General features: G+C 62.8%; 27 protein-coding genes and 1 tRNA gene. 23 read left to right on the forward strand and 5 right to left on the reverse strand.

The window, feature by feature from the left end:
- Positions 1 to 103: 103 nt before the first annotated feature.
- Positions 104 to 922: a helix-turn-helix transcriptional regulator gene (locus tag KZO25_RS01330; protein WP_066451356.1), complete on the reverse strand. Its 819-nt coding sequence runs from the start codon at positions 920 to 922 to the stop codon at positions 104 to 106.
- A gap of 56 nt (positions 923 to 978) precedes the next feature.
- Positions 979 to 1,359 carry a hypothetical protein gene (locus tag KZO25_RS01335; protein ID WP_223135587.1) on the reverse strand — a complete coding sequence of 127 codons (381 nt, stop codon included), beginning with the start codon at positions 1,357 to 1,359 and terminating at the stop codon, positions 979 to 981.
- Between KZO25_RS01335 and KZO25_RS01340 the strand changes: the two genes are divergently transcribed.
- Positions 1,358 to 1,495, forward strand: a complete 138-nt coding sequence (locus KZO25_RS01340; RefSeq protein ID WP_158509952.1) for a hypothetical protein — start codon at positions 1,358 to 1,360, stop codon at positions 1,493 to 1,495. The genes KZO25_RS01335 and KZO25_RS01340 overlap by 2 nt on opposite strands.
- Here the strand turns inward: KZO25_RS01340 and KZO25_RS01345 are convergent.
- Positions 1,461 to 1,534 (reverse strand) — tRNA-Gly (locus tag KZO25_RS01345). The genes KZO25_RS01340 and KZO25_RS01345 overlap by 35 nt on opposite strands.
- 437 nt (positions 1,535 to 1,971) lie before the next feature.
- Positions 1,972 to 2,379, reverse strand: coding sequence for a CBS domain-containing protein (locus KZO25_RS01350; protein WP_066451362.1), 408 nt, complete (start codon positions 2,377 to 2,379; stop codon positions 1,972 to 1,974).
- 210 nt (positions 2,380 to 2,589) lie between these two features.
- Here KZO25_RS01350 and KZO25_RS01355 point away from each other — a divergent pair, with 210 nt between their 5' ends.
- The 16 genes from KZO25_RS01355 (at position 2,590) to KZO25_RS01430 (ending at position 18,948) form a co-directional block, all read left to right on the forward strand.
- Positions 2,590 to 3,099 (forward strand): YqaE/Pmp3 family membrane protein, encoded by a 510-nt coding sequence (locus KZO25_RS01355; protein WP_223135588.1) that lies wholly within the window; start codon positions 2,590 to 2,592, stop codon positions 3,097 to 3,099.
- A gap of 369 nt (positions 3,100 to 3,468) precedes the next feature.
- Positions 3,469 to 5,049, forward strand: a complete 1,581-nt coding sequence (glpK, locus tag KZO25_RS01360) for a glycerol kinase GlpK (RefSeq protein ID WP_223135589.1) — start codon at positions 3,469 to 3,471, stop codon at positions 5,047 to 5,049.
- A gap of 22 nt (positions 5,050 to 5,071) precedes the next feature.
- Positions 5,072 to 6,160 (forward strand): ABC transporter ATP-binding protein, encoded by a 1,089-nt coding sequence (locus KZO25_RS01365; RefSeq protein ID WP_223135590.1) that lies wholly within the window; start codon positions 5,072 to 5,074, stop codon positions 6,158 to 6,160.
- Between the two features lies 1 nt (position 6,161).
- Positions 6,162 to 7,262: an ABC transporter ATP-binding protein gene (locus KZO25_RS01370; RefSeq protein WP_223135591.1), complete on the forward strand. Its 1,101-nt coding sequence runs from the start codon at positions 6,162 to 6,164 to the stop codon at positions 7,260 to 7,262.
- Positions 7,255 to 8,139 (forward strand): carbohydrate ABC transporter permease, encoded by an 885-nt coding sequence (locus KZO25_RS01375; RefSeq protein WP_181872729.1) that lies wholly within the window; start codon positions 7,255 to 7,257, stop codon positions 8,137 to 8,139. The genes KZO25_RS01370 and KZO25_RS01375 overlap by 8 nt, the downstream gene beginning before the upstream one ends.
- A gap of 1 nt (position 8,140) precedes the next feature.
- Positions 8,141 to 9,034, forward strand: coding sequence for a carbohydrate ABC transporter permease (locus tag KZO25_RS01380; protein WP_223135592.1), 894 nt, complete (start codon positions 8,141 to 8,143; stop codon positions 9,032 to 9,034).
- Between the two features lie 16 nt (positions 9,035 to 9,050).
- Positions 9,051 to 9,323, forward strand: coding sequence for a DUF2160 domain-containing protein (locus tag KZO25_RS01385; protein ID WP_114477867.1), 273 nt, complete (start codon positions 9,051 to 9,053; stop codon positions 9,321 to 9,323).
- A gap of 63 nt (positions 9,324 to 9,386) precedes the next feature.
- Positions 9,387 to 11,126 carry an ABC transporter substrate-binding protein gene (locus KZO25_RS01390; protein ID WP_223135593.1) on the forward strand — a complete coding sequence of 580 codons (1,740 nt, stop codon included), beginning with the start codon at positions 9,387 to 9,389 and terminating at the stop codon, positions 11,124 to 11,126.
- A 197-nt stretch (positions 11,127 to 11,323) separates the two neighbouring features.
- Positions 11,324 to 12,964 carry a glycerol-3-phosphate dehydrogenase/oxidase gene (locus KZO25_RS01395; RefSeq protein WP_223135594.1) on the forward strand — a complete coding sequence of 547 codons (1,641 nt, stop codon included), beginning with the start codon at positions 11,324 to 11,326 and terminating at the stop codon, positions 12,962 to 12,964.
- Between the two features lie 131 nt (positions 12,965 to 13,095).
- Positions 13,096 to 13,965, forward strand: a complete 870-nt coding sequence (locus KZO25_RS01400) for a carboxylate/amino acid/amine transporter (protein ID WP_066451368.1) — start codon at positions 13,096 to 13,098, stop codon at positions 13,963 to 13,965.
- Positions 13,966 to 14,024: 59 nt separating this feature from the next.
- Positions 14,025 to 14,906 (forward strand): NAD(+) kinase, encoded by an 882-nt coding sequence (locus KZO25_RS01405; protein WP_144439680.1) that lies wholly within the window; start codon positions 14,025 to 14,027, stop codon positions 14,904 to 14,906.
- A gap of 19 nt (positions 14,907 to 14,925) precedes the next feature.
- On the forward strand, positions 14,926 to 15,912 hold the full coding sequence (locus tag KZO25_RS01410) for a metallophosphoesterase (RefSeq protein WP_223135816.1): 987 nt from the start codon (positions 14,926 to 14,928) through the stop codon (positions 15,910 to 15,912).
- Positions 15,913 to 16,175: 263 nt separating this feature from the next.
- The gene (locus KZO25_RS01415) at positions 16,176 to 17,021 is read left to right on the forward strand and encodes a rhomboid family intramembrane serine protease (RefSeq protein ID WP_066451374.1); all 846 of its coding nucleotides are present in this window, start codon (positions 16,176 to 16,178) and stop codon (positions 17,019 to 17,021) included.
- 15 nt (positions 17,022 to 17,036) lie between these two features.
- The gene (locus tag KZO25_RS01420) at positions 17,037 to 17,321 is read left to right on the forward strand and encodes a YeaC family protein (protein ID WP_114477861.1); all 285 of its coding nucleotides are present in this window, start codon (positions 17,037 to 17,039) and stop codon (positions 17,319 to 17,321) included.
- A complete protein-coding gene (locus KZO25_RS01425; protein WP_223135595.1) occupies positions 17,305 to 18,168 on the forward strand; it encodes a DUF2797 domain-containing protein in 864 nt (287 codons plus the stop codon). The genes KZO25_RS01420 and KZO25_RS01425 overlap by 17 nt, the downstream gene beginning before the upstream one ends.
- Positions 18,169 to 18,237: 69 nt before the next feature.
- Positions 18,238 to 18,948: a glutathione S-transferase family protein gene (locus tag KZO25_RS01430; protein WP_223135596.1), complete on the forward strand. Its 711-nt coding sequence runs from the start codon at positions 18,238 to 18,240 to the stop codon at positions 18,946 to 18,948.
- Positions 18,949 to 18,950: 2 nt separating this feature from the next.
- On the opposite strand, the gene KZO25_RS01435 is transcribed toward KZO25_RS01430, so the two are convergent.
- Entirely contained in the window at positions 18,951 to 20,033 is a 1,083-nt protein-coding gene (locus KZO25_RS01435) for a PA0069 family radical SAM protein (protein ID WP_223135597.1), read from the reverse strand.
- 98 nt (positions 20,034 to 20,131) lie between these two features.
- On the opposite strand from KZO25_RS01435, the gene KZO25_RS01440 reads away from it, so the two are divergent.
- From KZO25_RS01440 to cobS, 6 genes are all read left to right on the forward strand, one after another.
- Positions 20,132 to 22,393 (forward strand): heavy metal translocating P-type ATPase, encoded by a 2,262-nt coding sequence (locus KZO25_RS01440; protein WP_223135598.1) that lies wholly within the window; start codon positions 20,132 to 20,134, stop codon positions 22,391 to 22,393.
- A gap of 102 nt (positions 22,394 to 22,495) precedes the next feature.
- A complete protein-coding gene (gene cobT, locus KZO25_RS01445) occupies positions 22,496 to 23,572 on the forward strand; it encodes a nicotinate-nucleotide--dimethylbenzimidazole phosphoribosyltransferase (RefSeq protein WP_223135599.1) in 1,077 nt (358 codons plus the stop codon).
- Positions 23,569 to 24,549 (forward strand): adenosylcobinamide-phosphate synthase CbiB, encoded by a 981-nt coding sequence (gene cbiB, locus KZO25_RS01450; RefSeq protein ID WP_223135600.1) that lies wholly within the window; start codon positions 23,569 to 23,571, stop codon positions 24,547 to 24,549. Before cobT ends, cbiB begins: the two co-directional genes overlap by 4 nt.
- Positions 24,546 to 25,637, forward strand: a complete 1,092-nt coding sequence (gene cobD, locus KZO25_RS01455; protein WP_223135601.1) for a threonine-phosphate decarboxylase CobD — start codon at positions 24,546 to 24,548, stop codon at positions 25,635 to 25,637. Before cbiB ends, cobD begins: the two co-directional genes overlap by 4 nt.
- Positions 25,634 to 26,179, forward strand: coding sequence for a bifunctional adenosylcobinamide kinase/adenosylcobinamide-phosphate guanylyltransferase (locus KZO25_RS01460; protein ID WP_223135602.1), 546 nt, complete (start codon positions 25,634 to 25,636; stop codon positions 26,177 to 26,179). The genes cobD and KZO25_RS01460 overlap by 4 nt, the downstream gene beginning before the upstream one ends.
- Positions 26,176 to 26,952 (forward strand): adenosylcobinamide-GDP ribazoletransferase, encoded by a 777-nt coding sequence (gene cobS / locus KZO25_RS01465; protein ID WP_223135603.1) that lies wholly within the window; start codon positions 26,176 to 26,178, stop codon positions 26,950 to 26,952. The genes KZO25_RS01460 and cobS overlap by 4 nt, the downstream gene beginning before the upstream one ends.
- The last annotated feature ends 13 nt before the right edge of the window (positions 26,953 to 26,965 follow it).

Genomic DNA, 26,965 nt, shown 5'->3' on the forward strand with positions numbered 1-26,965 from the left:
ATAGCTTTGACTGTAGGGGGCCAGGGTAGAGGGCGCTTGCCAATTTCCCGGGTTTCTTTATAGATTCCGTGGCTAATCGCAGTTACAAGGCTGGATTTTCGACTTAAGTCGTATGCTGAGGCTGGGCAATAAGCGCGGTATTGGCTCGCTCGCTATTTGCTCGTCGCAGCTGACTTGGGGGGCAGCCAAACGTGCTTCGGAAAGCATGGGATAGTGCGCTCTGATGGGCAAAGCCGGTATTGGCTGCGATCTCCGAGAGTGGAAGGCGACTCTCTTCCAGCAGCCTCCGGGCTGCTTCCAGCCGACGTCGGCGAACATACTGCCAGGGGGACAGACCGGTTTGCTCACGAAAGCAGCTGCGAAAATGTGCTTCGCTCAGGCAGGCTTGTCTGGCCAGAGCGCCCACCGTCAGGGAGCGGGCCAGGTTTTGGTCGATATATTGGTCGAGCTTCTGCAGATCCAGACGGCGCCCACCGGCTGGCGGAGTCGTGTCGCTACCCAGGCGGGCATGAAGACAGCCGAGTAGGGTGGCCGACAGGCGGTCGCTCTGCGCAGCGACACTATTGCTTGCCTGGGTAATCGCCAACTCCTGGAGCAGGAAATCGAGGTAGCGCTTCAGTGGGTCGTCCAGGGAGAAGAAGCGCGGGGCATCGAACAGGCGCGAGAGCTCATGATGATACCCGGTCAGCGACGGTGCATCGGCAGGCAGATCGAGGATCAACTGGCGGTTCTCACCCTGGCCGACATAGTAATGCACGTGGTTCGCCGGCACGATACAGCCGGACAGGGCCGAGATGGCACCGCCGAGACCTTCGATCTCGAACTCGGCCTTGCCCTGCAGGCCAATCACGATCTGGTGGAAGTCGTGGGCGTGGTGCTGAGTGGCGGTATCGAGCGGAATCTGACGTATGGCGCTGGGCATGGGAACCTCCCGGCCTGACTGGCATTATTTCAAAGCATACCATACTCGAAAAGCTGTCAGCTTTCGTCCTGGTCACGCCGCTGGTTTCTGAGTCGGGTGTGGGCGGCAAGATGGTCACGCAGTGCGGCCAGCTCCTCCTGTCCGGTAGTGTCCAGCAACGGCTTGCCCTGGGGGATGCGCCAGGCTCGACCGTGGGCCTCCATCAGGCGGTGCGCCCGGCGCCTCACTCCGTCCAGATAGTCGTCATGACGAATCGGGTAGTTGATGATGGTATCCCACTCGTGCTGGCTGAGGCGGTTTTCCAGTGCCTTGTCGAAGAGCTCCAGCAGGTGCTCAGGCTCGGTGCGATAGCGCGCAGTCCGCGAAAACAGCAGAATCAGTAGCATGCCGCCAATGATCAGCGTGCAGACGGCGAAGATGAGAAGGAAAAGGGCCATGCAGTTGCTCGCACCGGTAGACGTCAGGGTCGTAGCAGAAGAGGGCTCATCGGCAGGGCCGATGTTGCCGGGTGACGATTGGCAGTATACCTGCGGCGAACTGGAGCGGGTGAAGGGAATCGAACCCTCGTCTTAAGCTTGGGAAGCTTCTGCTCTGCCATTGAGCTACACCCGCTGTCCGGATTCGATAGTAAACTCAATGCCTTATGTTAAGCAAGTTCTCCATCTTCTTTGTCGACACGGCTTGCCTAAGTGGTTGTTTTATCGTTGTGGGCGTGAGCGTCGAGCAGTGGTTGATGCGAGCAGCTTCTGGGGCAGAGTGCAAAAAAGCAGCGGTTGGCAAGAAAAATCTCTTGGGGAGAGAACTTTTTTCGATTGCGCTGTCTGATCTAGTACAGACAGCAGCGCGATGGCAGTCGCTAACACTGTTGCTCTGGCTCGCAGTTTCGATCTTGCCGCCCATGTTCACATGTGGCGGCTTTCTTTTGTTCCGGCACTACGTTTCTGTGCCTTCGAGCCAGGAGGCTGCTGGCCCATGGCCGAAGGAGAGTAAAAAGGCACCCGCCAATTGCCGGGTGCCTTGTCTGGCTTGATGGGGAAATGGGCGCAGACCTATTTGTGCCGCATACGTACAACGGCCGTCAGGACGTCGCGACGAGTAACGATGCCTACCAGTCGCTCCTGCTCCACGACGGGAAAGACCTTGGGCTTGTGCCCAAGCATCTCCTGGGCAAGATCGGTGATGCTCTTGTTGGGTGAAACCGAAAGAACCTCATTCCGCATCAGATCCCCGACCAGCGGCGGTTCATCGTTGAGGTAGGCGCTCTCGAGAATCTTTCCCAGCACGTCCTGTTCGGATATGAAGCCGATCAGGCGGTCGCTCTTGTCGACCACGGGGACACCCGGCAGTCGATGCAAGGCCAACCCTTCGGCCAGGGTGCTAACGGAGGTGGTGGCGGTGACCCGGTAGCAGTCCCGAGACATGATATCGCGAACGATGGTGGGAGCCTTGTTGGGCATTGGCATCTCCTTGGCCGGTGGCACGTGGCAGGTTATGTAACCATCATAGCCGAGAGGAGCCCGGGTCTGGCCAGAGGTCATAAACACTTTTTCCAACGCTGATGTGATCTTGTCCGGGAACATGGTGCCCATGCCATGACTCCAAACCTGTACGCTACCTTCAAGGTCGGCTTGCCTTGCGGATGAGTCGCCTTACCAGAGGAGAATGCGATGGATGCCCGTGAATATCTGGCCAGAAAAGGCATAGGCCAGGGGCGAGAGGAAGAGCGCCCCATTACGCTGGAAGAGAAGGCTTGGGAGAGAGCCCGCGGCGCTGGCCATCGTCAGCCGCATGCCGGAACGCCTCATGATTGGGAGGATTGGGAGCGCTTCCACGACGCCTTGGCCGAAGGGGCCGAGTCCATCGAACAGAAGATCGATCATGATGCCCACCTCCATGCATCCGAGCGGGAATCACGCGATGCGGTTCGCACTTTTACCCCGCAGGTTCACGATCATCCCCACGGCGATAGCGCGCCTCGGCCTGAAGGTGCGACCTTGGCCGACACCGCGGAACTTCGCGTTGCCCTCAAGGTGTTGGCGATATTGATGCCGCCGCTGGCTGTGGGGCTCTCCCACGGTGGCGGGCGGCGTGTTGCGGTGAGTCTGGCGTTGACCCTTCTGGGCTGGGTCCCCGGAGTGGTCCATGCCTTTATTTGGCTGAGGCGCCCCCTTGGCTGAACCTCTGGTCATAAACCTTGCCCCAGCTCCCTCCTCATTCTGATATTTGCCCACGCATGTGCATTTCCGGTGAAAAAAGCGCCAGAAATGTTCGTAAGCGAAAGGTTGTGTGCGAAACCAATAGCGTTGACAGCTAATTTCTTTATTAACATCAGTTGGTTGTCAGGTTGCTTTCCAGTCAGTGTCTCGAATATAGACGAAGGTATAAGGCAGGTGATGATCGTAATCGTTGCCCATGACGGGGTCCTGCGCTAGTCTCGGTATCGAAATCGAACATTTTCGGTCAAGAATGATTGAAAACGAACATTGGTCGCAATGAACGCTGCCTCTTACGCTTAACCGACCCAGAACAATAACAGGGCGAAGTGTATGTCTTCCTATCTTCTCTCCATCGATCAGGGCACCACCAGCTCCAGGGCGATTCTTTTCGATCGTGAGCTACGTCCTGTCGCTACCTCCCAGCAGGAACTCGCCCAGTCGTTTCCTGCAGATGGATGGGTTGAGCACGACCCGTCATCGATCTGGGAGTCGGTGCTTTTCATCTGCCGTGATGTGCTTAGAAAAGGCAATGTCAGGGCTGGTGATCTCGCTGGCGTTGGTATTACCAATCAACGCGAATCCACGCTGGTCTGGGATCGCGCCACTGGTGAGCCAATCTACCCGGTAATTGTCTGGCAGGACCGGCGGACGGTGCAGCAGTGCGAGAGCCTGGACGCTGCCGGCCACGCCGAGAATGTTCAGGCACGTACCGGGCTATTGATCGATCCCTATTTTTCCGCCACCAAGCTGGCCTGGATTCTCGACGAAGTCCCCGGCGCACGTGAGCGCGCAGAGCGCGGTGAGCTGGCCTTCGGCACCATCGATACCTTCCTGATCTGGCGGTTGACCGGTGGCAGGCAGCATCTCACCGATGCGACCAATGCGTCACGCACTCTGCTCTTCAATATCCATACCCAGGCGTGGGACGAAAGGCTGCTCGAACTGTTTGATATTCCCGCCGCATTGCTACCTGAAGTCAAGGACTCCAGTGATGACTTTGGCCTGGTCGAAGCCTCCATGTTTGGCTGCGAAGTGCCGATAGCCGGCGTGGCGGGCGACCAGCATGCTGCTCTGGTCGGCCAGGCTTGTTTCGAGCCAGGAATGGCCAAGAGTACCTACGGTACCGGTTGTTTCATGATGCTTAACACCGGCGAGAAAGCGGTCGTTTCAAATAACCGTTTATTGACCACGCTTGCCTATCGACTCAATGGTCGTCCTACCTATGCCATCGAGGGCAGTATCTTCGTGGCCGGTGCAACCGTGCAGTGGCTCAGGGATGGCTTGCAGCTATTCACCGATGCCGCCGACACAGAGCGCCTCGCCCACCAGACCCGCGCGGGTCACAGCGTCTATCTGGTTCCCGCCTTTACCGGTCTGGGGGCACCGCATTGGGATCCGCGAGCACGAGGCGCCATTTTTGGCCTGACCCGGGATACCGGCATTGCCGAGATCGTCGCGGCCGGCCTGCAATCGGTCTGCTTCCAGTCCCGTGACCTGCATGTCTGCATGGGGCAGGACATGGCGCTGGGGCAGGGGCGGTTGAGAGTCGATGGCGGCATGGTGTGCAACAGCTGGCTGATGCAGTTTCTGGCCGACATGCTCGGCCAGGAGGTGGACAGGCCGGCGGTTCTCGAGACAACGGCCCTGGGCGCGGCGTATCTGGCCGCGCTGGGGGTGGGGTGGTATCGCTCACTGGATGAGCTGGCCGCACTTTGGCAATGCGAGCGAACCTTCACACCGAGCATGACTTCTGCCGAGCGGGAATCGCTCTACGACGGTTGGCAGAGTGCCGTGCGGCGTGTGAGGAGCGATCTCGGCGAGGCCGTGCCGGCCGGAGCTGTGTGCCTGCCCCGGCAGGCCAGATCCATGGCGGTCATCGCGCGGCATGCGGTGACTAACAATCCGACATAACAACGATGACAGCGAGTTCAGCATGTCACTGATCCTGGAAAACGTCGATCACGTGGTCAACGGGGCCACGCATATCGAAGGCGTCAATCTGGAGCTGGCGCCGGGTTCGTTCAATGTCCTGCTGGGAAGAACCCTGGCCGGCAAGACGACACTGATGCGAATCATGGCCGGGCTGGATACGCCGACCCGAGGAAGAATACTGATGAACGGGGAGGACGTTACCCGAACCTCGGTACGTCGGCGCAATGTCTCGATGGTCTACCAGCAGTTCATCAACTATCCAAGCCTTTCCGTCTTCGACAACATTGCCTCGCCACTGAGGCTGGCTCGCGTTCCCAAGGCAGAGATCAACAGGCGGGTTCATGAAACCGCGGAGATGCTGCATATCGAGCATCTGCTTGATCGATTTCCTCAGGAGCTGTCGGGAGGGCAGCAGCAGCGTACTGCCATGGGGCGTGCCTTGGTAAAGGATGCCGACCTGATCCTGTTCGACGAGCCGCTGGTCAATCTGGACTACAAGTTGCGCGAGGAGTTTCGCGAGGAGCTTCGGGAGCTTTTCAAGACACGTAACTGCATTGCCGTCTATGCGACCACGGAGCCCAACGAGGCACTGGCACTGGGCGGCTATACTGCGGTACTGCATGAGGGAAGGTTGTTGCAGTATGGCCGTACCGACGATGTCTACCATCGACCGAAGGATATCCTTTCCGCCGAGATGTTCTCCGAGCCACCCATCAATATCGTACCGGCGATGGTGTCGGGTTCAGAGGTAACGTTCGATCGAAATATCCATTTCCCATTGAATCAGGACCTGGGCGCGCTGGCCCCGGGTCAGTATCACTTCGGCGTCAGAGCATCTCATATCGGTTTGCAACCACAGGCCGATGATGACCTTGAACTCGAGGTAACGGTTGATATCGCGGAAATCAGCGGCTCTGAAACCTACCTGCATGTGAGAAACGATTTGTTCAAGTTGGTTCTCCATCTCACCGGGATTTATGACTTCGACGTAGACCAGACGATCAAGGTCTATTTTCCGACACACAAGATTTATGCCTTCGACAGGAGTGGTGGCGTCGTACACATTCCTGCACGACCAGGGGTGCAGTGAGATGGCTCAGATTACTTTGAAGGCGCTGGCTCACAGCTATTCGGCCAGTCCAGACGGGCCGCAAGACTATGCCATACGTGAAATGGATCACGTTTGGCATCAGGGAGGTGCCTATGCGCTTCTTGGACCCTCGGGCTGCGGTAAATCCACCCTGCTCAATATCATCTCCGGCCTGCTGACACCCTCTGACGGGCAGGTGCTGTTCGATGACCAGGTGATGAACGAGTTACCTCCTGAGGAGCGTAATATCGCGCAGGTTTTCCAGTTTCCGGTGGTTTACGACACCATGACGGTTTTCGACAACCTGGCGTTCCCTTTGCGCAACATCGGCACGTCGGCAGACAAGGTCAAGCAGCGGGTTGCAGAAGTGGCGGATATTCTCGATCTCACCTCGCTGCTCAAGCGCAAGGCAAAGAACCTGACTGCGGATGAAAAGCAGAAAGTATCGATGGGGCGCGGGTTGGTACGTGACGATGTCTCCGCCATCCTCTTCGATGAGCCGCTGACGGTCATCGATCCTCAGCTCAAGTGGAAGCTGCGTCGCAAACTCAAGGAGATCCACGAGAAGTTCAATATCACCATGATCTATGTGACGCACGACCAGCTCGAAGCCTCCACCTTCGCCGACAAGATAGCGGTGATGTATGACGGACAGGTTGTGCAGTTCGGTACTCCGCGGGAACTGTTCGAAGTGCCGGCACACACGTTCGTGGGTTATTTCATCGGCAGTCCGGGGATGAATTTTCTCGATGTCGAACTGACGGAGACGGGGGCGCTGGTCAATGGTGTCTCGTTTCCATTGAGCCAACGTTTCCAGGCGGCCATGCGACGTTCAGGCTCTCGTAATCTGAAAATCGGTATACGCCCTGAGTTCGTGGAGGTGTTACCGGAACCATCCGACGATACCTGTGTGGTGGAAGTCAAGAACACCCAGGACTTTGGCACCTACCGCATCCTCTCCTTCCATTTCGCTGGCCAGAATCTGAAGGCGCGTATCGATGAGGGCCAGGTCGTGTCAGGGGATCGGGTTCATGTGCGCTTTCCGGATGCACATTTGAACCTTTACGTCGATGAGTATCGCGTGGAGGTAGGTGATGAATAAGGTATACAATAACAAGGCATGGTTTCTCATCCTGCCCATGCTTCTGCTTGTGGCGTTCTCTGCCATCATACCCCTGATGACCGTAGTCAATTACTCGGTCCAGGACGTTTTCGATGCCAATACGCGTTTCTTCACGGGAACCGAGTGGTTCGAGACGATGCTGAACAATCCGACGCTGCAGGCCGCTCTGCTGCGTCAGTTTGCTTTCTCCTTCACCATTCTGGCCATTCAGGTGCCGCTCGGCATCGGCATTGCCCTGTTGATGCCAAAGCGGGGTTGGCAGGCTTCTGCCGTGTTGATTCTCATAACCCTGCCGCTGCTGATTCCCTGGAACGTGGTGGGCAGCATCTGGCAGCTCTTCACCCGCGGCGACATCGGCCTGATGGGCGTGGGTATTCGCCAACTGGGCTACGCCTACAATATCACCCGTAACCCCGCCGATGCCTGGGCCACCATCATCCTGATGGACGTGTGGCACTGGACGCCGCTGATCGCGCTGCTCTGCTACAGCGGCCTGCGCTCGATTCCCGATGCCTACTACCAGGCCGCGCGCATCGACAGGGCATCGAAGTGGGCGGTGTTCCGCTACATCCAGCTCCCCAAGCTGACTAACGTTCTGGTCATCGGCATCCTGCTGCGCTTCATGCACTCCTTCATGATCTATGCCGAGCCGTTCGTGCTCACCGGCGGCGGACCGGGCAGCTCCACCACCTTCCTCAGCCAGTCGTTGACCACCATGGCCATCGGTCAGCAGGACCTGGGCCCGTCGGCGGCGTTCTCCCTGATCTATTTCCTGATCATCCTGCTGGTCTGCTGGGTCTTCTATACCGCCATCATGAATATGCAGAAAGACAATGCCAATCAGGGAGGAGCCTGACATGACCCGCTCCGTACCGACCACGCCTGAAACCGTTCGCCAACAGGCCGCCGAGAGCGCTGCCAAGCGTCGCAAGCGGGCACGTTCGGCCCCCATTCGTTGGCGTCGGCGCACGTTGCTCGGGCTCTATCTCGTCTTCGTGATGCTGCCGATCTACTGGCTGCTCAACCTGTCGTTCCAGACCAACAGCGAGATACTCGGCAGCTTCTCGTTCTGGCCGCAAAATTTCACCGTTGCCAACTACGCGCGAATCTTCACCGACTCCAACTGGTACATGGGCTACGTCAACTCGCTGGCCTACGTGTCGATGAACATGCTGATCAGCATGGCGGTGGCGCTGCCGGCCGCCTATGCCTTCAGCCGCTTCCGCTTCATCGGCGACAAGCACCTGTTCTTCTGGCTGCTGACCAACCTGATGGCACCACCGGCGGTCTTTCTGCTGCCTTACTTCCAGCTCTACTACTCGGTGGGCCTTTTCGATACCCATATCGCCGTTGCACTGGCTCACTGCCTGTTCAACATCCCGCTGGCGATATGGATTCTCGAAGGTTTCATGAGCAGTGTGCCCAAGGAGGTCGACGAGACGGCCTATATCGATGGCTACAGTTTTCCACGCTTCTTCGTCACGATATTCATTCCGATGATTCGCTCGGGTATCGGCGTGACACTGTTCTTTCTGTTCATGTTTTCGTGGGTCGAGCTGTTGCTCTCTCGTACGCTCACCGCCACCAATGCTCAGCCTATTGCCTCGATAATGACGCGTACCTCGACGGCGTCGGGTATCGACTGGGGAACCCTGGCAGCGGCCGGTGTGCTGACCATACTCCCGGGCATCGTGGTGGTCTACTTCGTGCGTAATCACATTGCCAAGGGCTTTGCCCTGGGCCGGACCTGAACGGGAGGAAACCACGATGGAATGGATGGTCTGGACGTTACCCACGGCAATCTTCTTCTCCGTCATCGCCGCGATACTGCTTGGCATGACGGCCTGGGAGCTGGTGTCGCCCACGGTGGAGCGGCGTGGCTTCCTGCCGATCGCCACCACCCGCGGCGACCGGCTTTTCATAGGCCTGCTTTCCGCTGCCTATATCCATCTGGCAGTCGTCGGCTTCACCGATATCACGATTTGGTTTGCCCTGGGGGCTTCCGTCCTATGGTTGCTGGTGCTGATGCGCTGGGGCTGAACCAAGGCAGTACGGACGATCAACGTGTCACGGATGACTAACAACACGCACAACGAGGTCAACATGAAGAACAAAAGGATCCAATTGACGGCAATTGCAGGCAGCATTCTGCTTGCGTCTGCCGCGCTGCATGCCGACTCCCACGATGCACGGGCCATCGCCGAACGACTGGTCGATGAACACTTCCAGAACTCCACGCTCTCCCGTGAGGAGCAGATCGAGGAGCTGCTGTGGTTTGCCCAGGCCGCAGAGCCGTTCCGCGGCATGGAGATCAATACCGTCGCCGAGGGTCTGACCACCCACGTCTGGGAGCGCGACGTGCTGGCACCGGCCTTCGAGGAGCTCACGGGCATCAGCGTGACGCACAACATCATCGGCGAGGGTGACCTGGTCGACAACATGCAGACCCAGATGCAGACCGGCCGGAATATCTACGACGGTTTCATCAATGACTCGGACGCCATCGGTACTCATATACGTTATGGCACCACCATCAATCTTTCCGAAGCGATGGAGAACGAGTGGGCGGATTTCACGTTGCCGACCCTGGACCTCGATGATTTCATCGGCATCCAGTACACCACCGGACCCGATGGCAGCATCTACCAGTTGCCGGCGCAGCAGTTCGCCAACCTTTACTGGTTCCGCTACGACTGGTTCCAGCGCGAGGATCTTCAGGAGCAGTTCCGCGATATCTACGGGTATGACCTGGGCGTGCCGACCAACTGGACGGCCTACGAGAACATCGCCGAGTTCTTTACCGAGCACGTTGGCGAGATCGACGGTGTGCAGGTCTATGGGCACATGGACTACGGCCGTCGTGACCCGTCGCTTGGCTGGCGCTTCCACGACTCCTGGCTCTCCATGGCCGGCATGGGCAGCCCGGGCGTACCGTTCGGCAACCCGGTGGACGACTGGGGTATCCGTGTCGATGAAGAGAGCCGCCCGGTGGGTGCCAGCGTGACCCGCGGCGGTGGCACCAACGCGCCTGCCTCGGTATTTGCCATGCAGAAGGCAGTGGACTGGCTCCGCGACTACGCGCCGCCCGAAGCCCAGGGCATGACCTTCGGCGAGGCCGGCCCGGTGCCTGCCCAGGGCCAGATCGCCCAGCAGATCTTCTGGTACACGGCCTTCACCGCCGACATGACCGACCCAAGCGTTGCGGTCACCGATGAAGAAGGTAATCCCAAGTGGCGCATGGCGCCGTCACCGGTGGGTCCGTACTGGGAAGAGGGCATGAAGGTGGGTTATCAGGACGTGGGCTCCTGGACCTTCTTCGACTCCACCCCGGAGGATCGCCGCACCGCCGCCTGGCTTTTCGGGCAGTTCACCGTGGCCAAGTCGGTTTCCCTGGAGAAGCTGCTTGCCGGCCTCACACCAATCCGTGAATCCGACATCTTCTCCGACCAGATGACCGAGATGGCACCGAAGCTGGGCGGCCTGGTGGAGTTCTATCGCAGCCCCAACGAGTCCAACTGGACGCCGACCGGCACCAACGTGCCTGACTATCCGCGCATGGCGCCGCTCTGGTGGCAGAACCTCGCGCCGGTCATCAGCGGCGAGATTACGCCCCAGGAAGGTCTCGACAATCTGGCCGAGGCGATGGACAACATCATGGCCCGCCTGGCCCGGGCCAATGTGTTCGAGGCCTATGCACCGGTGCTCAACGAGGAGCAGGACCCCGAGTACTGGCTGTCGCAGGATGGTGCGCCAAAGGCCAAGCTCGACGACGAGATGCCGCAGGGCACCACCGTTCCCTATGACCAGATGATGGAGGAGTGGATGGCCGCCGGTACACGTTGAGGGCTCCTGTCGGGCGGTGGTGCCTGACCGAGACCACTTTTACCGGCGCGGCAAGCCCGTACCGACTTGCCGCGCCCGAGCCCGACATCCGCTGTTCGTGTTTCCGGTAGCCTGACCGGGTCAACTATTGCCCCGTTCGGCGCTTGCCGAGCGGGGTTTTGTTTCCGAAAAGGTCCGATTTTTCTATAGGTCCGCACATGCAACTGCGCAGCAGTAATATCAACAAGCTGACTGGCGAGGTCTTCGACGTCCTGATCGTCGGTGGGGGCATCAACGGTGCAGCCGCCGCGGCGGCCCTGGCTGGAAAGGGTGCCAGGGTGGCAGTGGTCGAACGTGGTGACTTCGCCGGCAGCACCAGCATGCACTCCTCCAATCTGGTCTGGGGCGGCATCAAATACATGGAGAGCCGTGATTTCGCCCTGGTTCGCAAGCTTTGCAAGAGTCGTAATCACCTGATCAAGAGCTACCCGTCGACGGTGCAGGAGATTCGTTTCCTGACCACCATTTCCAGGGGCTTTCGCTACCACCCCCGCTATCTCTGGGCCGGCAGCTGGCTCTACTGGCTGATTGGCAATGGCTTTACCCGAATCCCCCGTTTCCTGACGCCCTCTGCAATCAAGCAGGGCGAATCGATCGTTGACGTGGAAGAGGCCATCGGTGGGTTCGAGTATTCGGATGCCTATCTGCATGACAACGATGCCCGCTTCGTCTTCAACTTCGTGCGCGGGGCGCTCAATTATGGTGGCGTTGCGGTCAATTACGTCGAGTCACTGGGTGGAAAACGGGAGGACGGGCTTTGGGTCACCCAGTTGCGCGACGTAATGGATGGCAGAACGCTGGAAGTGCGCTCGCGAGTAATGATCAATGCGGCGGGACCCTGGGTAGACAAGCACAACGCCCTGACGGGGCAGCAGACGGATTATCATCACGTCTACTCCAAGGGCATTCACCTGATCGTGCCGCGACTGACCGACAGTCAGCGCGTACTGGCCTTCTTCGCCGACGATGGCCGCCTCTTCTTCGTCATCCCCATGGGGCCGAGAACCTGTATCGGTACCACCGACACCCGGGTCGAGAAGCCGGAAGTCGGTGTCACCGGGGAGGACATCCGCTTCGTCCTGGACAACATCAACAAGCGTCTTACCCTGGATAGGCCCCTGACCACCGACGATATCATCTCCACCCGCTGCGGCGTTCGCCCCCTGGCCGTGCGGGCCAACGGCGGCGGGGATCGTGATTTTCTGCAGCTTTCCCGCAAGCATGCCATCGACATCAATTCCGAGGAGGCCCACCTGAGCATTTTCGGCGGCAAGCTCACCGACTGCCTCAATGTCGGCGATGAAGTGGTCGAAGCCGTTCGTGACATGGGCGTGACGATACCTCACCCGGGCTACCGCTGGTATGGCGAGCCGCCGGCAGAAGTCCGGCAAGAGTTCATGCATCAGGCCGCGCTGATGGGGCTCGATGCCATGACGGCACCGGAGGCCTCCGAGCCATTGTCGACCCGCCTGTGGCGCCGCTACGGCACCCATGCCCTGGAGATGCTCGAGGAGATCCGCGAGGACCCGCGACAGGCTGAGGTATTGATAGAGGGAACCGAATACCTGCGTTGCGAACTGCGTCATGCGCAGCGTCGCGAAATGGTCACCCGTCTGGAGGATTTCCTGCGTCGACGCTCAAAGATCGCCCTCGTCGTGCATGAGTCGGCGATACGTGACTCGCCCGGGCTGAGAGAAGCCTGTGCGATCCTGTTCGGTGATCAGGCCGAGGCCCGGTTCGAGGAGTATTTTGCCGTCAGCCGTGGTGAAGAGGCAGTCCTGCCGACAACCGGTGAGTAAGAAAAGGCCTCGGGTGGTCTCGGCCAGGGGAAAGGGGGCTCGGCCAGAGGGGAAAGAGTGCGACAGGGAATTGATGCGGGTTCGGTTGTGCGTATAATCGCTGTCAACTATTTCGCTCTATGGAGTTTACCGTGGGCTATCTGATTGGCGTTACCGCACTATGGGCCTTTTCGTTCTCGCTGATCGGCGTCTACCTGGCCGGACAGGTGGACAGCTATTTCGCCGTGCTGGTGCGGGTTGCCCTGGCGGCCCTGATTTTCCTGCCCTTCCTGCGGCCGTCGCTTCTGCAGGGGCGGCAGCGCATGACGCTGATGGCGCTGGGAGCCGTGCAGCTCGGCGTAATGTATATCTTCTTCTACCAGTCATTTCTGCTGTTGTCGGTGCCGGAAGTCCTGCTCTTCACCATCTTCACGCCCTTGTATGTCACGTTGTTGGACGATGCGCTGTTCGGCCGCTTCACACCGTTCTACCTGCTGACGGCGGCCCTTGCCGTGCTGGGTGCGGCGGTGATTCGCTATCAGGGTCTCGATAGCGGTTTCTGGCTCGGATTCCTGGTGGTCCAGGGCGCCAATCTCTGTTTCGCCCTGGGCCAGGTGGGTTATCGCCGTCTCTCGGTGACCTTGCCGGCATCGCTGCCGCGGCATAGTGTCTTCGCCTGGTTCTATCTCGGTGCATTGCTGGTTGCACTGCCGGCCTTTGCCCTGATGGGCAATACATCTGCCATGCCCACCACGAGCTTGCAGTGGGGCGTGCTTGCCTGGCTTGGCCTGGTGGCCTCCGGCGTTGGCTACTTCCTGTGGAACCTGGGGGCAACCCGGGTGGATGCCGGCGCCCTGGCGATCATGAATAACGCCTTGATCCCCGCGGGGCTGCTGGTCAACCTAGTGATCTGGAATCGTGAGGCCGACCTGCCGCGCCTGGCTGTCGGCGGAGCCATTATCGTCGGCTCGCTGTTTCTCAACGAGTGGTGGCTGCGCCGGCGGGCCACGGTTGCGGCTTGAGTTTGCCCGGCCTGCTGTCAGCCTCCATAATGGCCGGCCGTGATCCGAGAGGCCAGGGCATGCAAACCTTCAAGAACATCGGTCTGATCGGTCGCCTGGGTAGCACCAAGGTGGTCGACACACTCAAGCGCCTGATGCACTTTCTCGACGAGCGGGATTACCATGTGATCATCGAGGATCGCACCGCTACCGTGCTGCTCGACCATGGGCATCCGGAAGCCAGTCGCCGCACCCTTGGTGAACTCTGCGATCTGGTCATCGTGGTGGGCGGCGATGGGAGCCTCCTGGGTGCGGCTCGTACGCTCTGCCATAGCGGCACACTGGTGCTGGGCGTCAACCGTGGTCGCCTGGGGTTCCTGACCGATATCTCCCCGGACGAGCTCGAGGAGCGCGTCAGTCAGGTACTGGCCGGGCAGTACGAGGTGGAAGAGCGGTTCCTGCTTGACGCCGAACTCTACCGGGATGGTATCCAGGTCGGCAGTGGCGATGCGCTCAACGAGGTCGTGCTGCATCCGGGCAAGGCGGTGCGGATGATCGAGTTCGAGCTGTTCATCGACGGGCAGTTCGTCTACAGCCAGCGCAGCGATGGCCTGATCATTGCCACGCCGACCGGGTCTACCGCTTATGCCCTTTCAGGGGGTGGCTCGATCATGCATCCCAAGCTGGACGTGATCGAGCTGGTGCCGATGTTTCCCCATACCCTTTCCAGCCGGCCGATCGTGATCGATGCCGCCAGCGAAATTCGCGTGCATATCGGCGAGACCAATCAGACCTACCCCCATATCAGCTGCGATGGCCAGACCCGTGCTGTGGCCAAGCCCGACGATGTCCTGGTCGTGAAGCGCAAGCCTCAGCGGGTTCACCTGGTGCATCCCCCGGGCCACAATTTCTACGATGTCCTGCGCAGCAAGCTGGGCTGGAGCAATCGGCTGGGGGACTGATGTGACGAGACAGGCAGCAATCGAAGGCTACGATCTAATCGGTGACGTGCATGGCTGCGGCGCCACCCTGGGCGCCCTGCTGGAGAAGCTTGGCTATCACCAGCGCGGTGGCGTCTACCGTCACCCGCGACGCCGAGTGATCTTCCTGGGTGACCTGATCGACCGAGGCCCCCGCATCCGCCTGGCGGTGAGCATCGCTCGACGCATGGTGGAGGAGGGCGAGGCGCATATCGTCATGGGCAACCACGAGTACAATGCCCTGGCCTACTGCCACCGTGCCCCCCGCCGACTGGGCCGGGAGTGGCTGCGCGAGCATTCGCCGCGACATAATCGCATCATCAAGGAGACGCTGGACCAGTACCGCGATCACCCCGCCGAGTGGGAGGAGGCGCTCGCCTGGTTCCTGGAAATCCCGTTGTTCCTGGAGCTTCCCGGCCTGCGAGTGGTGCATGCCTGCTGGGACCAGCCTCTGATCGATTCGCTGAGACAGAGCCACCCGCATGGACAGATCGACGAAGCCTTCCTTGAAGCCTCGGTCATACCGGGAACCCGGGAGTTCCGAATTCTGGACAGGCTGACCCGCGGGACGCATCTGCCGCTGCCGCAAGGCGTCGAAATTCATTCGGGGGATGGCTTTACCCGGCGCAGTTTTCGCGCTCACTTCTGGGCAAGGGAGCCACGAACCTGGGGCGACGTCATCTTTCAGCCTGATAATCTGCCGGGGGATTTGGAGGCACGCGCCCTGACCAAAGAAGACCAGGCCCTGCTCAGTCACTATGGTCTGGAGGAGCGGCCGCTGTTCATTGGTCACTACTGGTGCGAGGGAATTCCGGCCCTGCCGACGGCCAACATCGCCTGCCTTGACTACAGTGCCGTGAAGTTCGGGCGGCTGGTCGCCTACCGCTGGAGCGGCGAGGCGCGGCTCGACGCCAACCATTTCGTCTGGGTTCGGGTGCCTCAGGAGGAGGCGGCAAGGCCCAGGCCATGGGAGATCGATTTCGACTGAGCGGTGCCGTTCGGAAGGCTGGCCATACCATTACAAAGAATAACAACATTTTTTCTCTCGGCCCTGAACTTCCCGCTGCTATGTCCATCAGAGTAAGTGTTCCCTTGAATGATCCCTTGCTCTTATCCGGCGGCCCCCTCCGCCGGATTTTTTCTTTGCGTCGGCACGATTCTTCCGTACAAACCATCATTTCCAGCACAAGCCATTGTGGCGCTCGCCGTTGCGAAGCAGAATTGAACCCGTAATGACTTCAGGGAGTGTTCATGTACCGCATCATGCTGTTTCCCCATGATGCCGAGATCGGAGAGCTGCGCCGAGCGCTTTGGGCCCACCGGATCGGCCACCGCTTCACCGAAGAGGAGGAGGGGCAGGTATTGTGGCTGGCCAACCCCGATCAGCACGACGCCATGATGCAGCTGTTGTCGCGCTGGCAGCGGGGCGAGCGGCTCACCACCGAGCGGCGTCGGAAGGCGTCGGGCGGCAATTCGCTGGCGGTGCCATTCCGCCAGGCACCGGTCACGGCTACCGCATTGGCTCTTTCCCTGCTGGTGTTCGCGCTGATGGCGGTGATGGGCGATATCGTGGTGGCTGCATTGACCATCGTGCCTGTGGGCATCGTCAACGGTAGCGTCATGTTCGGCAGTCTGGGCGATGCCATGGCCTCGGGACAGGTATGGCGGCTGCTCTCTCCAGCCTTCCTGCATTTCGGCTGGATGCACTTGATCTTCAACATGCTGTGGCTGTGGTATTTCGGACGCCAGGTCGAGGCCCTGCAGGGCTCCTGGCGCATGCTGACGATCCTGCTGGTGGCCGGCATCGGCGCCAACCTGGCGCAGTACGCCACCGGCACGGTGCTGTTCGGCGGCATGTCCGGGGTCGACTTCGCCCTGTTGGGTTACGTCTGGCTGATGTCACGGCGAGCGCCCCAGAGCGGCTTCTTCGTGCCCCAGATGCTGGTGGTCTTCATGCTGGGCTGGATGGTTTTCACCATGACTGATGCCGCCGCCGCCGTGGGCTTCGGCAATGTGGCCAACGAGGCGCATCTTGGCGGCCTGGTCGTGGGGCTGGCTATGGGGTGGTATTATTCCGGGCGTGCCCGCCGCCTTTGATCAAGAGAGTTTGCAATGAGCGACATGACCTTCGAGCGCATGATCCAGCAGATGACCCCGGCCATCTACGATAGCCTCAAGCAGGCGGTGGCCCTGCGCAAATGGCCGGATGGCCGGATGTTGACCCCTGACCAGACCGAACTCTGTCTCGAGGCGGTGATGCGCTACGAGGTGGAGAACAACGTGCCCGAGGCGCAGCGGGTCGGCTATCTGGAGCAGCGCACCTGCGGTAGCGCCAGCTCCGGTGCCGATGTGCCGCCGGAGCTGGCTGGACTGGCCCGGGATGCCACCCGTGACTGAGGCCCGCCTGATCGAGGCCGAGACAACGCGTCAGGGCTGCCTGAGCAAGATGGCTATCGTCCCCGGTGAACAGGGCGAACCGGTACGCTATACCCTGCGCGCCGGCGAGCAACGTCTCGACCTTAATGCGCGCCTGGGCGAGCCGCTGCGGCTGACCTGGACGGGCGCCATCGCTTGCACCCATTGCGGTCGTGCGACGAAGAAGAGCTTTGCCCAGGGTCACTGCTATCCCTGCTTCAAGAAGCTGGCCCAGTGCGATACCTGCATCATGAAGCCGGAGACCTGTCATTTCTTCGCCGGCACCTGCCGCGAGCCGGAGTGGGGGGAGCGCCACTGCTTCCAGCCCCATGTGGTCTACCTGGCCAACTCCTCCGGCCTCAAGGTCGGCATCACCCGCGGCACCCAGGTACCGACCCGCTGGCTGGACCAGGGAGCGATCCAGGCCCTGCCGGTATTGCAGGTCGATACGCGACAGCAGTCGGGCTTCGTCGAGATGCTGTTCAAGGAGGAGGTGGCCGATCGCACCAACTGGCGTGCCATGCTCAAGGGCGAGATCGAGCCGCTGGATCTTTGCGCCGAGCGGGATCGGCTGCTGGCGCGCCTGGAAGGGGGGCTCGCCAACCTGCACGAGCGCTTCGGGGCCGAGGCGATTCAGGTGCTCGAGGCCTCGCCGATGGCATTCGATTACCCGGTCCTGGAATTTCCCCGCAAGATCGTCTCCCACAACTTCGACAAGAACCCCGTCGTCGCCGGCACCCTGCTGGGCCTGAAGGGGCAGTACCTGATCCTCGACAGTGGCGTGATCAACCTGCGCAAGTTCACCGGCTACGAGGTGGCGGTGGCCTGAAACGGTGTCGCAGTGTTGCGGCAAGAGGCTATGCTTGTGCTTCCGACACCGATAGCTCAGGGAAGGACCATGTATCGCCTGCATATCGCCAACAAGAACTACTCTTCGTGGTCGCTGCGCCCCTGGGTGCTGATGCGCCAGCTCGAGATCCCCTTCGAGGAGTGCCTGACCCCCTTCGACCCCGGCACCAGCTGGGCCTCGTTTCGGAGCTTCTCGCCATCGGGCCTGGTGCCCTGCCTGGAAGATGGCACCCGCCCGGTCTGGGACTCGCTGGCCATCATCGAGTACCTGGCGGAGCGGCATGCCGGCGTATGGCCTGCCGACGACGATGCCCGGGCCTGGGCCTGCTGCGCCAGTAGCGAAATGCACGCCGGCTTCTCCGCGCTGCGTGGGCAGTGCGCCATGAACTGCGGGGTGCGGGTGCGGCTGCATGAGGTGTCGCCGAAGCTGGCGCGCGACCTGGCCCGGCTCGATGAGCTCTGGCAACAGGGGCTCGAGCGCTTTGGCGGGCCCTTCCTGGCGGGGAAGGCTTTCACGGCGGTGGATGCCTTCTTCGCCCCGGTGGCATTTCGCGTGCAGACCTTCGGCCTGGAGCTGAGCGAGCCATCACTGGCCTATGCCGAGCGCCTGCTGGCACTGCCGGCCATGCGGCAATGGTACACCGAGGCACTGGCCGAGCCCTGGCGCGAAGCGGACCATGAAGCCGAGCTGCACAGGAGCGGCACCGTGCTTGAGGATCGGCGCGAGGTGACGGAAGAATCGCCGCCACAGGCCGACTGACTTTATTCGAACAGGTCGCCCTGGTCGCGGGGCGGCCGGAAGGCCGTGACATCCAGCCGCTGCGCCGAGCGTGCGGCCGGTTCATTGAATCCCAGTCGCCGGCAGGCATGACCGAAGCGCTGGGCCAGCAGGTCGGCAAACACCCCTTGGCCACGCATGCGCTTGCCGTAGCGGGCGTCATAGGTCATGCCGCCGCGACACTGGCGCATCAGGCTCATCACCTTGCCGGCCCGCTCGGGGTAGTGGGCATGCAGCCACTCCTCGAACAGCGGTGCAACCTCGTGGGGAAGTCGCAGCAGGGTCCATCCGGCGCAGTCGGCGCCGGCCTTTCGGGCCGCCTCCAGCAGTCGCTCCATTTCATGGTCGGTGAGCCCGGGAATCACCGGGGCGATCAGGGTGCCGACCGGCACGCCGGCCTGGGCGAGTCCCTCGATGGTTCGCAGCCGGGCGGTGGGGGAGGCGGCTCGCGGCTCCAGGGTGCGCTTGAGGTCACGGTCCAGGCTTGTCAGGCTGATCATGACGCGAACCAGGTTGTGGCCGGCCAGCGCGGTCAGCAGGTCGAGATCGCGCAGGATCAGGGCGCTCTTGGTCACGATTGCCACCGGATGGCGGCACTCGAGCAGGAATTCGAGCAGCCGGCGAGTGGTGCCGCGCTCGGCCTCGAGTGGCTGGTAGCAGTCGGTATTGCCGGAGAGGCTGATCGGCCGACAGACATAGCTCGGCTGGCATAGCTCCTCCCGCAGGCGCTCCACCAGGCCGCTGCGGGCGATCAGTCGGGTTTCGAAGTCGAGCCCGGGCGAGAGGTCCCAGTAGGCGTGACTGGGCCGGGCATAGCAGTAGATGCAGCCATGCTCGCAGCCCCGGTAGGGGTTGAGCGAGCGGTCGAAGGGCAGGTCCGGGGAGCGGTTCCATGACAGGGCGCTGCGGGCGGTTTCGTCGCGTACCAGTGTGGCGAGACGTTGAGGCGTCGCGTCCTGCCACCAGCCATCGTCCTCGGTTTCGCTGTGAGTGGGGGCGAAGCGGTTATCCGGATTGAAGGTGGCACCGCGCCCCTTGCGTGGCGGCTGCTGGTCGGATGGCGGCATGGTCACGACTCCGTTAGCTGTATTTATGTACAGTATAGAGGCCAGCCTATGATGTGCCAATGCTGGATAAATGACGGCAGCCCATTACGCTTGTTGGCATGACGTCATCTACCCACAGTGAATCCCGGGACCTCGCCGAAGCGCTCTTTTCAGTGCAGGGGCTCTGGTGCACCAGCTGTGCCCTTGCAGTGGAGGCGCAGTTGAAACGGTTGCCCGGCGTGACGTCCGCCAGCCTGCATTATCCCAGCGCGACCCTGCTGGTGTGCGGCCATGCCGAGGCTCTCGACGAGAGTGTCCTGGCCAGCGCGGTACGCCGTATCGGCTATCGGCTTGGGCCACCGGAGGCGGCCGGCGATGCCGAGGCACGCCTCGAGAAGGAGAGCCGCTACCTCATCCTGCGGCTGCTGATCGCCGCCTCCTTCGGCATGTGGACGATGATCGCATCGCTGCTGATCTATGCGGGGGCGCTGCCCGATGCCGGACTGGAGCAGGTACTGGCCTGGGTGTCGGGAGCCTTTGCCCTGCCTGTCGTGGTCTATGCCGGGCTACCGTTCTATCGTGCCGCCTGGCGAACCCTGCGCGCCAGGCGCCCCGGCATGGACGCGCTGGTCTCGCTGGGCACCCTGGGGGCCGTAGGGGTTTCGCTGTGGTTGCTCTATCAAGGCTCGGCAGAGGTCTACTTCGACACGGCGGTCATGCTGATCCTGCTGCTGCTGGCGGGTCGGCTGGTCGAGACCCTCTGTCGTCATCGCGGCCTGCGTGCACTGCATGCCCTGCATACGCCACCCGGCGAGGTGCGACGACGGGACCGGGGCCGCTGGCGGAGCTGCCCGGTGGAGACCGTAGCGCCGGGGGATTGTCTCTGTGTGGAACAAGACGAGGTGCTTCCCCTGGATGGGGTGCTCAGGGAGGGGGAGGCGTTGCTCGACCTTGCGCCGCTGACCGGGGAGAGTGCGCCACGTCGCTGCCTGCCGGGTGACGTCGTGGCAGCTGGCTGTCGCAACCTGGGTGGGCCATTGATACTGGAGGTGACGGCCGTCGCCGGCGAGTGCCGACTGGACAAGCTGCGTGAGCAGATGTGGTGGCAGCAGGCGCGCAAGGGGGAGCTACAGCGCCTGGCCGACCGCTTCGCCGCCTGGCTGAGCCCGCTGGCCGTGGCGCTGGCCCTGTTCACCTGGGGCATGGCGCTGCTGGCGGGCGTGCCGGGTGAGGAAGCCCTGGTGCGGGCGCTGTCGGTACTGGTCGTGGCCTGCCCCTGCGCCGTGGGCCTGGCGGTGCCCCTGGCCGGGCTGGCGGGCAGTGGTCAGGCTCTCGCCCGGGGCGTGGTGTTTCGCGACCCGAGCACCTTCGAGAGCCTGGCGGGCATCCGGGCTGCGGCGTTCGACAAGACCGGCACCCTGACGCCCGGGGAGCCGAGGGTGCTCGGCGTCAACGTGGCACCCGATGGCGCACGGGCGACGCTGCTGTCTCTCGCGGCCAAGGCGGCCCTGGATAGCCCGCATCCGCTGGCAAGGGCGTTGCGACGTCATCTGCGTGATGAAGGCGTGACCGTGACAAAGGCAGAGACGGAGGGCGTCACCCGGGCGGAGGAGCTGGCCGGACGTGGGCGACGGGTTCGGCTCGATGATGGATGCGAGCTGCTGCTGGGCAGTCGTTCGTGGCTGGCGGAGCAGGGCATTTGTGCGCCTGAATACGGCGAGGCGTCGAGCAGCGAGATACTGCTGGCCTGCGATGGCCGCTGGCTGGGGAGTTTTGCCCTGGGGGAGCAGCCGTTACCCGGCACCGGCGAGACGCTGGCAGGGCTGCGTGAAGCCGGCCTGGCCCTGGCTCTGATCAGCGGCGATCGGCGAGGTGCCGTCGAAAGCCTTGGCAGGACCGTGGGCCTGTCGGCCGAGGAGTGCTACCCGGAGCGGAGCCCCGAAGCCAAGGCAAGGCTCGTCGGGGCACTGCCCCAGCCCTCGCTCTACGTGGGGGACGGCATCAATGACGTGCTGGGGCTGGCTACCGCAACGGTGGGCATGGCACCGCTGGGTGCGAGTTCGGCCGCCCGGGAAGGGGCCGGCGTGGTGTTGATGCGCCCGGGCATCGAGGGCGTGGCCTCGGCATGGTGGTTGGCCCGTCGGACCCGTCGGGTGATGCGCCAGAACCTGGTGCTCTCGGGGCTCTACAATGCCCTGGCGTTGGGGCTGGCGGTGAGCATGGCGATTCCTCCCCTGATCGCCGTGCTGGCCATGGTGGCGAGTTCGCTGAGCGTCATGGGCAACTCCGCTCGGCTGGCATGGCATGACAGCGCGGAGCCGGCAGCCGAGCCGGGCGAGGCAGGGGAACCGTTAAGGCCGGGGGCGGCGAGTTCGCGATAGAGACCAAGCGGGTCTCCTGAGCGGCATGCGCACCATGCCCTGCCCTTGCTAATATGGTGCCCCTTGCCATGTTCCTTTCCACCCCCCACGCAGGATGCCACGATGCTCGCCGATACCCTTGCCCGCCTCCAGTCCACCGACAGGGACATCGCTGGCCGCGTCGCCGATCACCTCGATCAGTTGACCAAGCCGCCGGGCAGTCTCGGCCGGCTGGAATCGCTGGCGATCACCCTCGCCACCATCACGGGCGAGGAGCTGCCCCGTATCACCCCGCCCGGCGTGCTGGTATTCGCCGCCGACCATGGTGTCGCCGCCGAGGGCGTCTCGGCGTTTCCCCAGGCGGTGACCGCCCAGATGGTGGGAAATTTCGTTGCCGGCGGGGCAGCCATCAATGTCTTCGCCCGCCAGATCGGTGCGCGGCTCGAGGTCATCGACGTGGGTGTGGCCAGCGAACTCTCCCGGGACAGCGCCGCGCGGGGCGGCGAGAGTGGGTTGGTGCACGACAAGGTGCGCAGGGGCACCGCCAATTTTGCCGAGCAGGACGCCATGCAGAGAAGCGAGGCGGTGCAGGCGATCGAGGTGGGCATTCGGGCCGCCGAACGGGCCGTGGCCGCCGGGTGTCGCTGCCTGATCGTGGGAGAGATGGGCATCGCCAACACCACCGCAAGCAGCGCCATGCTGGCGGTGCTGACCGGTGAGCCGGTGGCCGACCTGACCGGGCAGGGCACCGGCATTCCCGAGAGCCGGCTGGCACACAAGCAAGCCGTCATCGAGCGCGCCATCGAGGCCCGGGCGCCGGACCCTCAGGATCCGCTGGATATCCTGTCCAAGCTGGGAGGGCTCGAGATCGCCGCCATGGCCGGCGCCTACCTGGGCGGGGCGTCTCGACGTGTCCCACTGCTGGTGGATGGCTTCATTGCCACCGTGGCGGCGTTGCTGGCCTGTCGCATCGACCCGAAGGTGCGCGACTACCTTGTCTTTGGCCACCGTTCCCGGGAGCCGGGCCACGTGCATGCCCTGACGGCGCTGGGCGGTGACCCGCTGCTGGAGCTCGGGCTGCGCCTGGGAGAGGGCACCGGAGCGGCGCTGGCGTTTCCGCTGCTGGAAGCGGCGACCCGCATACTGGCTGATATGGCCACCTTCGCCTCTGCCGGGGTTGCGGGCAGCGAAGGCGCATGACGGCAGAGCCGTTCTCTCTGGCCCTGCTTGCCCTGGTGGCGATGGCGATCCTGCTCGATCTGATGATTGGCGATCCACGCTGTCTGCCCCACCCGGTGGTGGGCATGGGGCGGGTGATCGCCCGGCTGGAGCGAGCCTGGAACCGCGGTTCGCCACGGGCGCGCCAATGCAAGGGAGCCATCATGACCCTTCTCGTGGTCATGGGCGTCTATCTCCTGGCCTGGGGGCTGCTGACGGGGCTGGCATGGTTTCACCCCCTGCTGACGCTGGCCGCGGAGATCGGCCTGCTGGCCTCCACGCTGGCCATCAAGGGACTGCAGGATGCCGCACGGGACGTGGCTCGGCCCCTGGTCGCCGGTGACCTGGCGGGGGCGCGCCGTGCCCTGGGGATGATCGTTGGGCGCGATACGGCAACGCTCGACGAGAGCGAGATCACACGGGGGGCAGTGGAGACGGTGGCCGAGAACAGCGTCGACGGTGTCACCGCGCCGCTGTTCTGGGCCCTGCTCGGCGGGGCTCCCCTGGCCCTGGCCTACAAGGCGGTCAATACCCTGGACTCCATGGTCGGCTATCGCAACGAGCGCTACAGTGACTTCGGCTGGGCATCGGCCCGGCTCGACGATACGGCCAACTGGGTGCCGGCACGGCTCACCGCGCTGGCGATGTGGCTGGCGGCCTTCACGATTCCCGGCGCAGGTACCCGCGGTGCCCTGGCGTCCACCTGGCGCGAGGCACCACGCCATGCCAGTCCCAACAGCGGCTGGCCGGAGGCGATGATGGCCAACCTGATGGGCGTTCAGGTGGGCGGCACCAACCACTATGCCGGGGTTGCCTCCCATCGTGCCACGCTGGGGCGGCCGCTCGCGGCGCTGGAGGTTCGTCATATCGCGCTGTCGATCCGCCACCTGCATGGAACCTGGCTGCTCTTCGTTCTGCTGATGGCGCTCATGATAGTGGTAAAGGAGGGGCTGGCATGACGTCACACAGTGCCTGGCCGAGTCACGGCGGACAGGCGTCAGCCCTGCTGGAACGCTTCGGCCTTCCGGCGATCCAGTCCCTGGTGGACTTCAGTACCAATCTCAATCCGCTGGGGCCACCCGACTGGCTGGCCGATGCCATTGCCGGTGCGATGGCGGGACTAGCCCGCTATCCCGACCCGAGCTACACGGAGCCACGCGAGGCGATCGCCCGTCACGAAGGCGTTGACCCGAATCAGGTACTGCTGACCAACGGCGGTGCCGAGGCGATCTTTCTGGCCGCCGGGCTGCATGCCCGTGGCCAGGCGGTCATCGTCGAGCCGAGCTTCTCGGAGTATGCCCGGGCCTGCGCGGCACATGGTCTCCAGATCACCTCGCTTCCCCTGGCGGCACCGGCCTTCGCATTGGACCCGGACAGGCTCGCCTCCCCGTTCCGCCAGGCCGACGTGCTGTTTCTCTGCCGGCCCAACAACCCCACCGGCACCCTGCTGTCATGGCATACCATGGAGAGGCTGCTCGATTCGGCGCGGCAGCAGGGCGTCACGGTGGTGGTGGACGAGGCCTTCATCGATTTTGTCGACGAGCCAGGGGAAGCGCTGACTCCGCTGCTGGCACATTTCGACAACCTGATCCTGCTGCGTTCCCTGACCAAGCTGTATACCCTGCCGGGACTGCGGCTGGGCTATCTATTGGCAGGCGCGCAGACGATCCGTCGGCTCCAGGCTGGCCAGCCCCCCTGGAGCGTCAATCACCTTTCCGCTGCCCTGGTGGCGCCCCTGTTGGCGGATAGCGACTTCCTCGATCGCACCCATGCCTGGCTGCGTGACGAGCGTCCGCGCCTTCAGTCGGGCCTGCTGTCGCTGGGCCTCGAGGTGGTGCCGAGCCGGGTCAATTTCTTTCTGGTGCGCCAGGGCAGTGGCTCGCCAACAGGCGATGCATTGCTTCGGCGACTGTTGCAGGCCGGCATCCTGGCCCGCCATACGCATAATTTCCCCGGCCTCGACGGAGGCTGGGTTCGGTTGGCGCTGCGCGGACGCGCCGACAACGATCGACTGCTTGCGGCGCTGACGGCGGAGGCGGCGCGATGATCGCCTTCGTCAGCGGCGGGGCCCGATCGGGCAAGAGCGCAGTGGCCGAGCGGCTGACCCTCGACTGGCAGCAGCGGCGTGGTGGGCCACGTTTCTACCTGGCCACCGCCACGGCTTCGGACAGCGAGATGGCGGCCCGCATCGAGCGTCATCGACGCGAACGAGCCAGCGGCTGGACCACCTGGGAGGCTCCGCTGGCGCTCGGTAAGGCGCTCGCGGAGGCGCCGGCCGGGGCCACCGTGCTGCTCGACTGCCTGACGCTCTGGGCCAGCCGAGCGCTCTATGAAGCCGGCTTCGACGAAGAAGAGGGATGCGCAGAGCTGGCGGAGCTGCTACTCGAGGCCGGGAAAAGACAGATCGCCCTGGTGGTGGTATCCAACGACCTCAACGAGGACCTGCCGCCCCGGGATGCCGAGACCTGGCGCTATCTGGCCTTCCTGCAGCGGCTGCACCGTCAGCTGGCCATGGAGGCGGATCGCGTGGTCGAGGTGGTGGCGGGCATGGCCATCGAATGGAAAACCGATGAGGAGCCCGCACCATGAGAGAAGCCGGCTATGGCCTGCTGCTGGCGATCCAGTTCCTGACCCGGCTGCCGGTGCCGGTTGCATGCCCCTGGACGCCTGCCACCAGCCGCTGGGCGCTGCGCTGCTACCCGCTTGTCGGATTGCTGCTCGGGGCGATCCTTGCCAGCATCGGGGCGCTGCTGCAGAGTGTTCTACCCACGCCAATGCTGGCGCTGCTGCTGCTTAGCCTGTGGGTGGCGCTCTCCGGCGGGTTGCACCTGGATGGCCTGATGGACGTGGCCGACGCCCTGGGCAGCAATGCGCCGCTGGAGCGGCGCTGGGAGATCATGAAGGACCCCCAGGTGGGCAGTTTCGGCATCCTGGCGCTGGTCTTCCTGCTGGCCTGGAAGGTGACGCTGCTCTGGACCTTGCTGGAGGCGGGAGTGAGTCTGGTCGTGCTGGTGGTGGTGCCAGCCCTGGGTCGCCTGGGTGGTGTCGCGTTGCTGCTGCTTGCACCCTGTGCACGGCGCGAGGGCCTGGCCTGGGCCTGGCGACAGCACCTGCAACGCCGCGATCTTGCGTTCTCGCTGGTGCCCCTGGTGGCGGTGTTCTGGCTGCTGCCGGGGGGGCTGTTCCTGGCGAGCGGGCTGGCTGCGCTGCTGCTGGGTTGTCTGCTGCTTTTCCTGCTGGGCTATGGCCTGCTCATGAGCCGCGCCTTAGGCGGGGTCAATGGCGATATCGTCGGTGCCGCCATCGAGGCAGCGGAGCTATGGCTGCTGTTGATTGTCTGGGTCTGGTGGGTGACGGGCTGACTGCTCGGGAAAG

The organism is Halomonas sp. ANAO-440 (assembly GCF_019915905.1).
Taxonomy (GTDB): domain Bacteria; phylum Pseudomonadota; class Gammaproteobacteria; order Pseudomonadales; family Halomonadaceae; genus Halomonas; species Halomonas chromatireducens.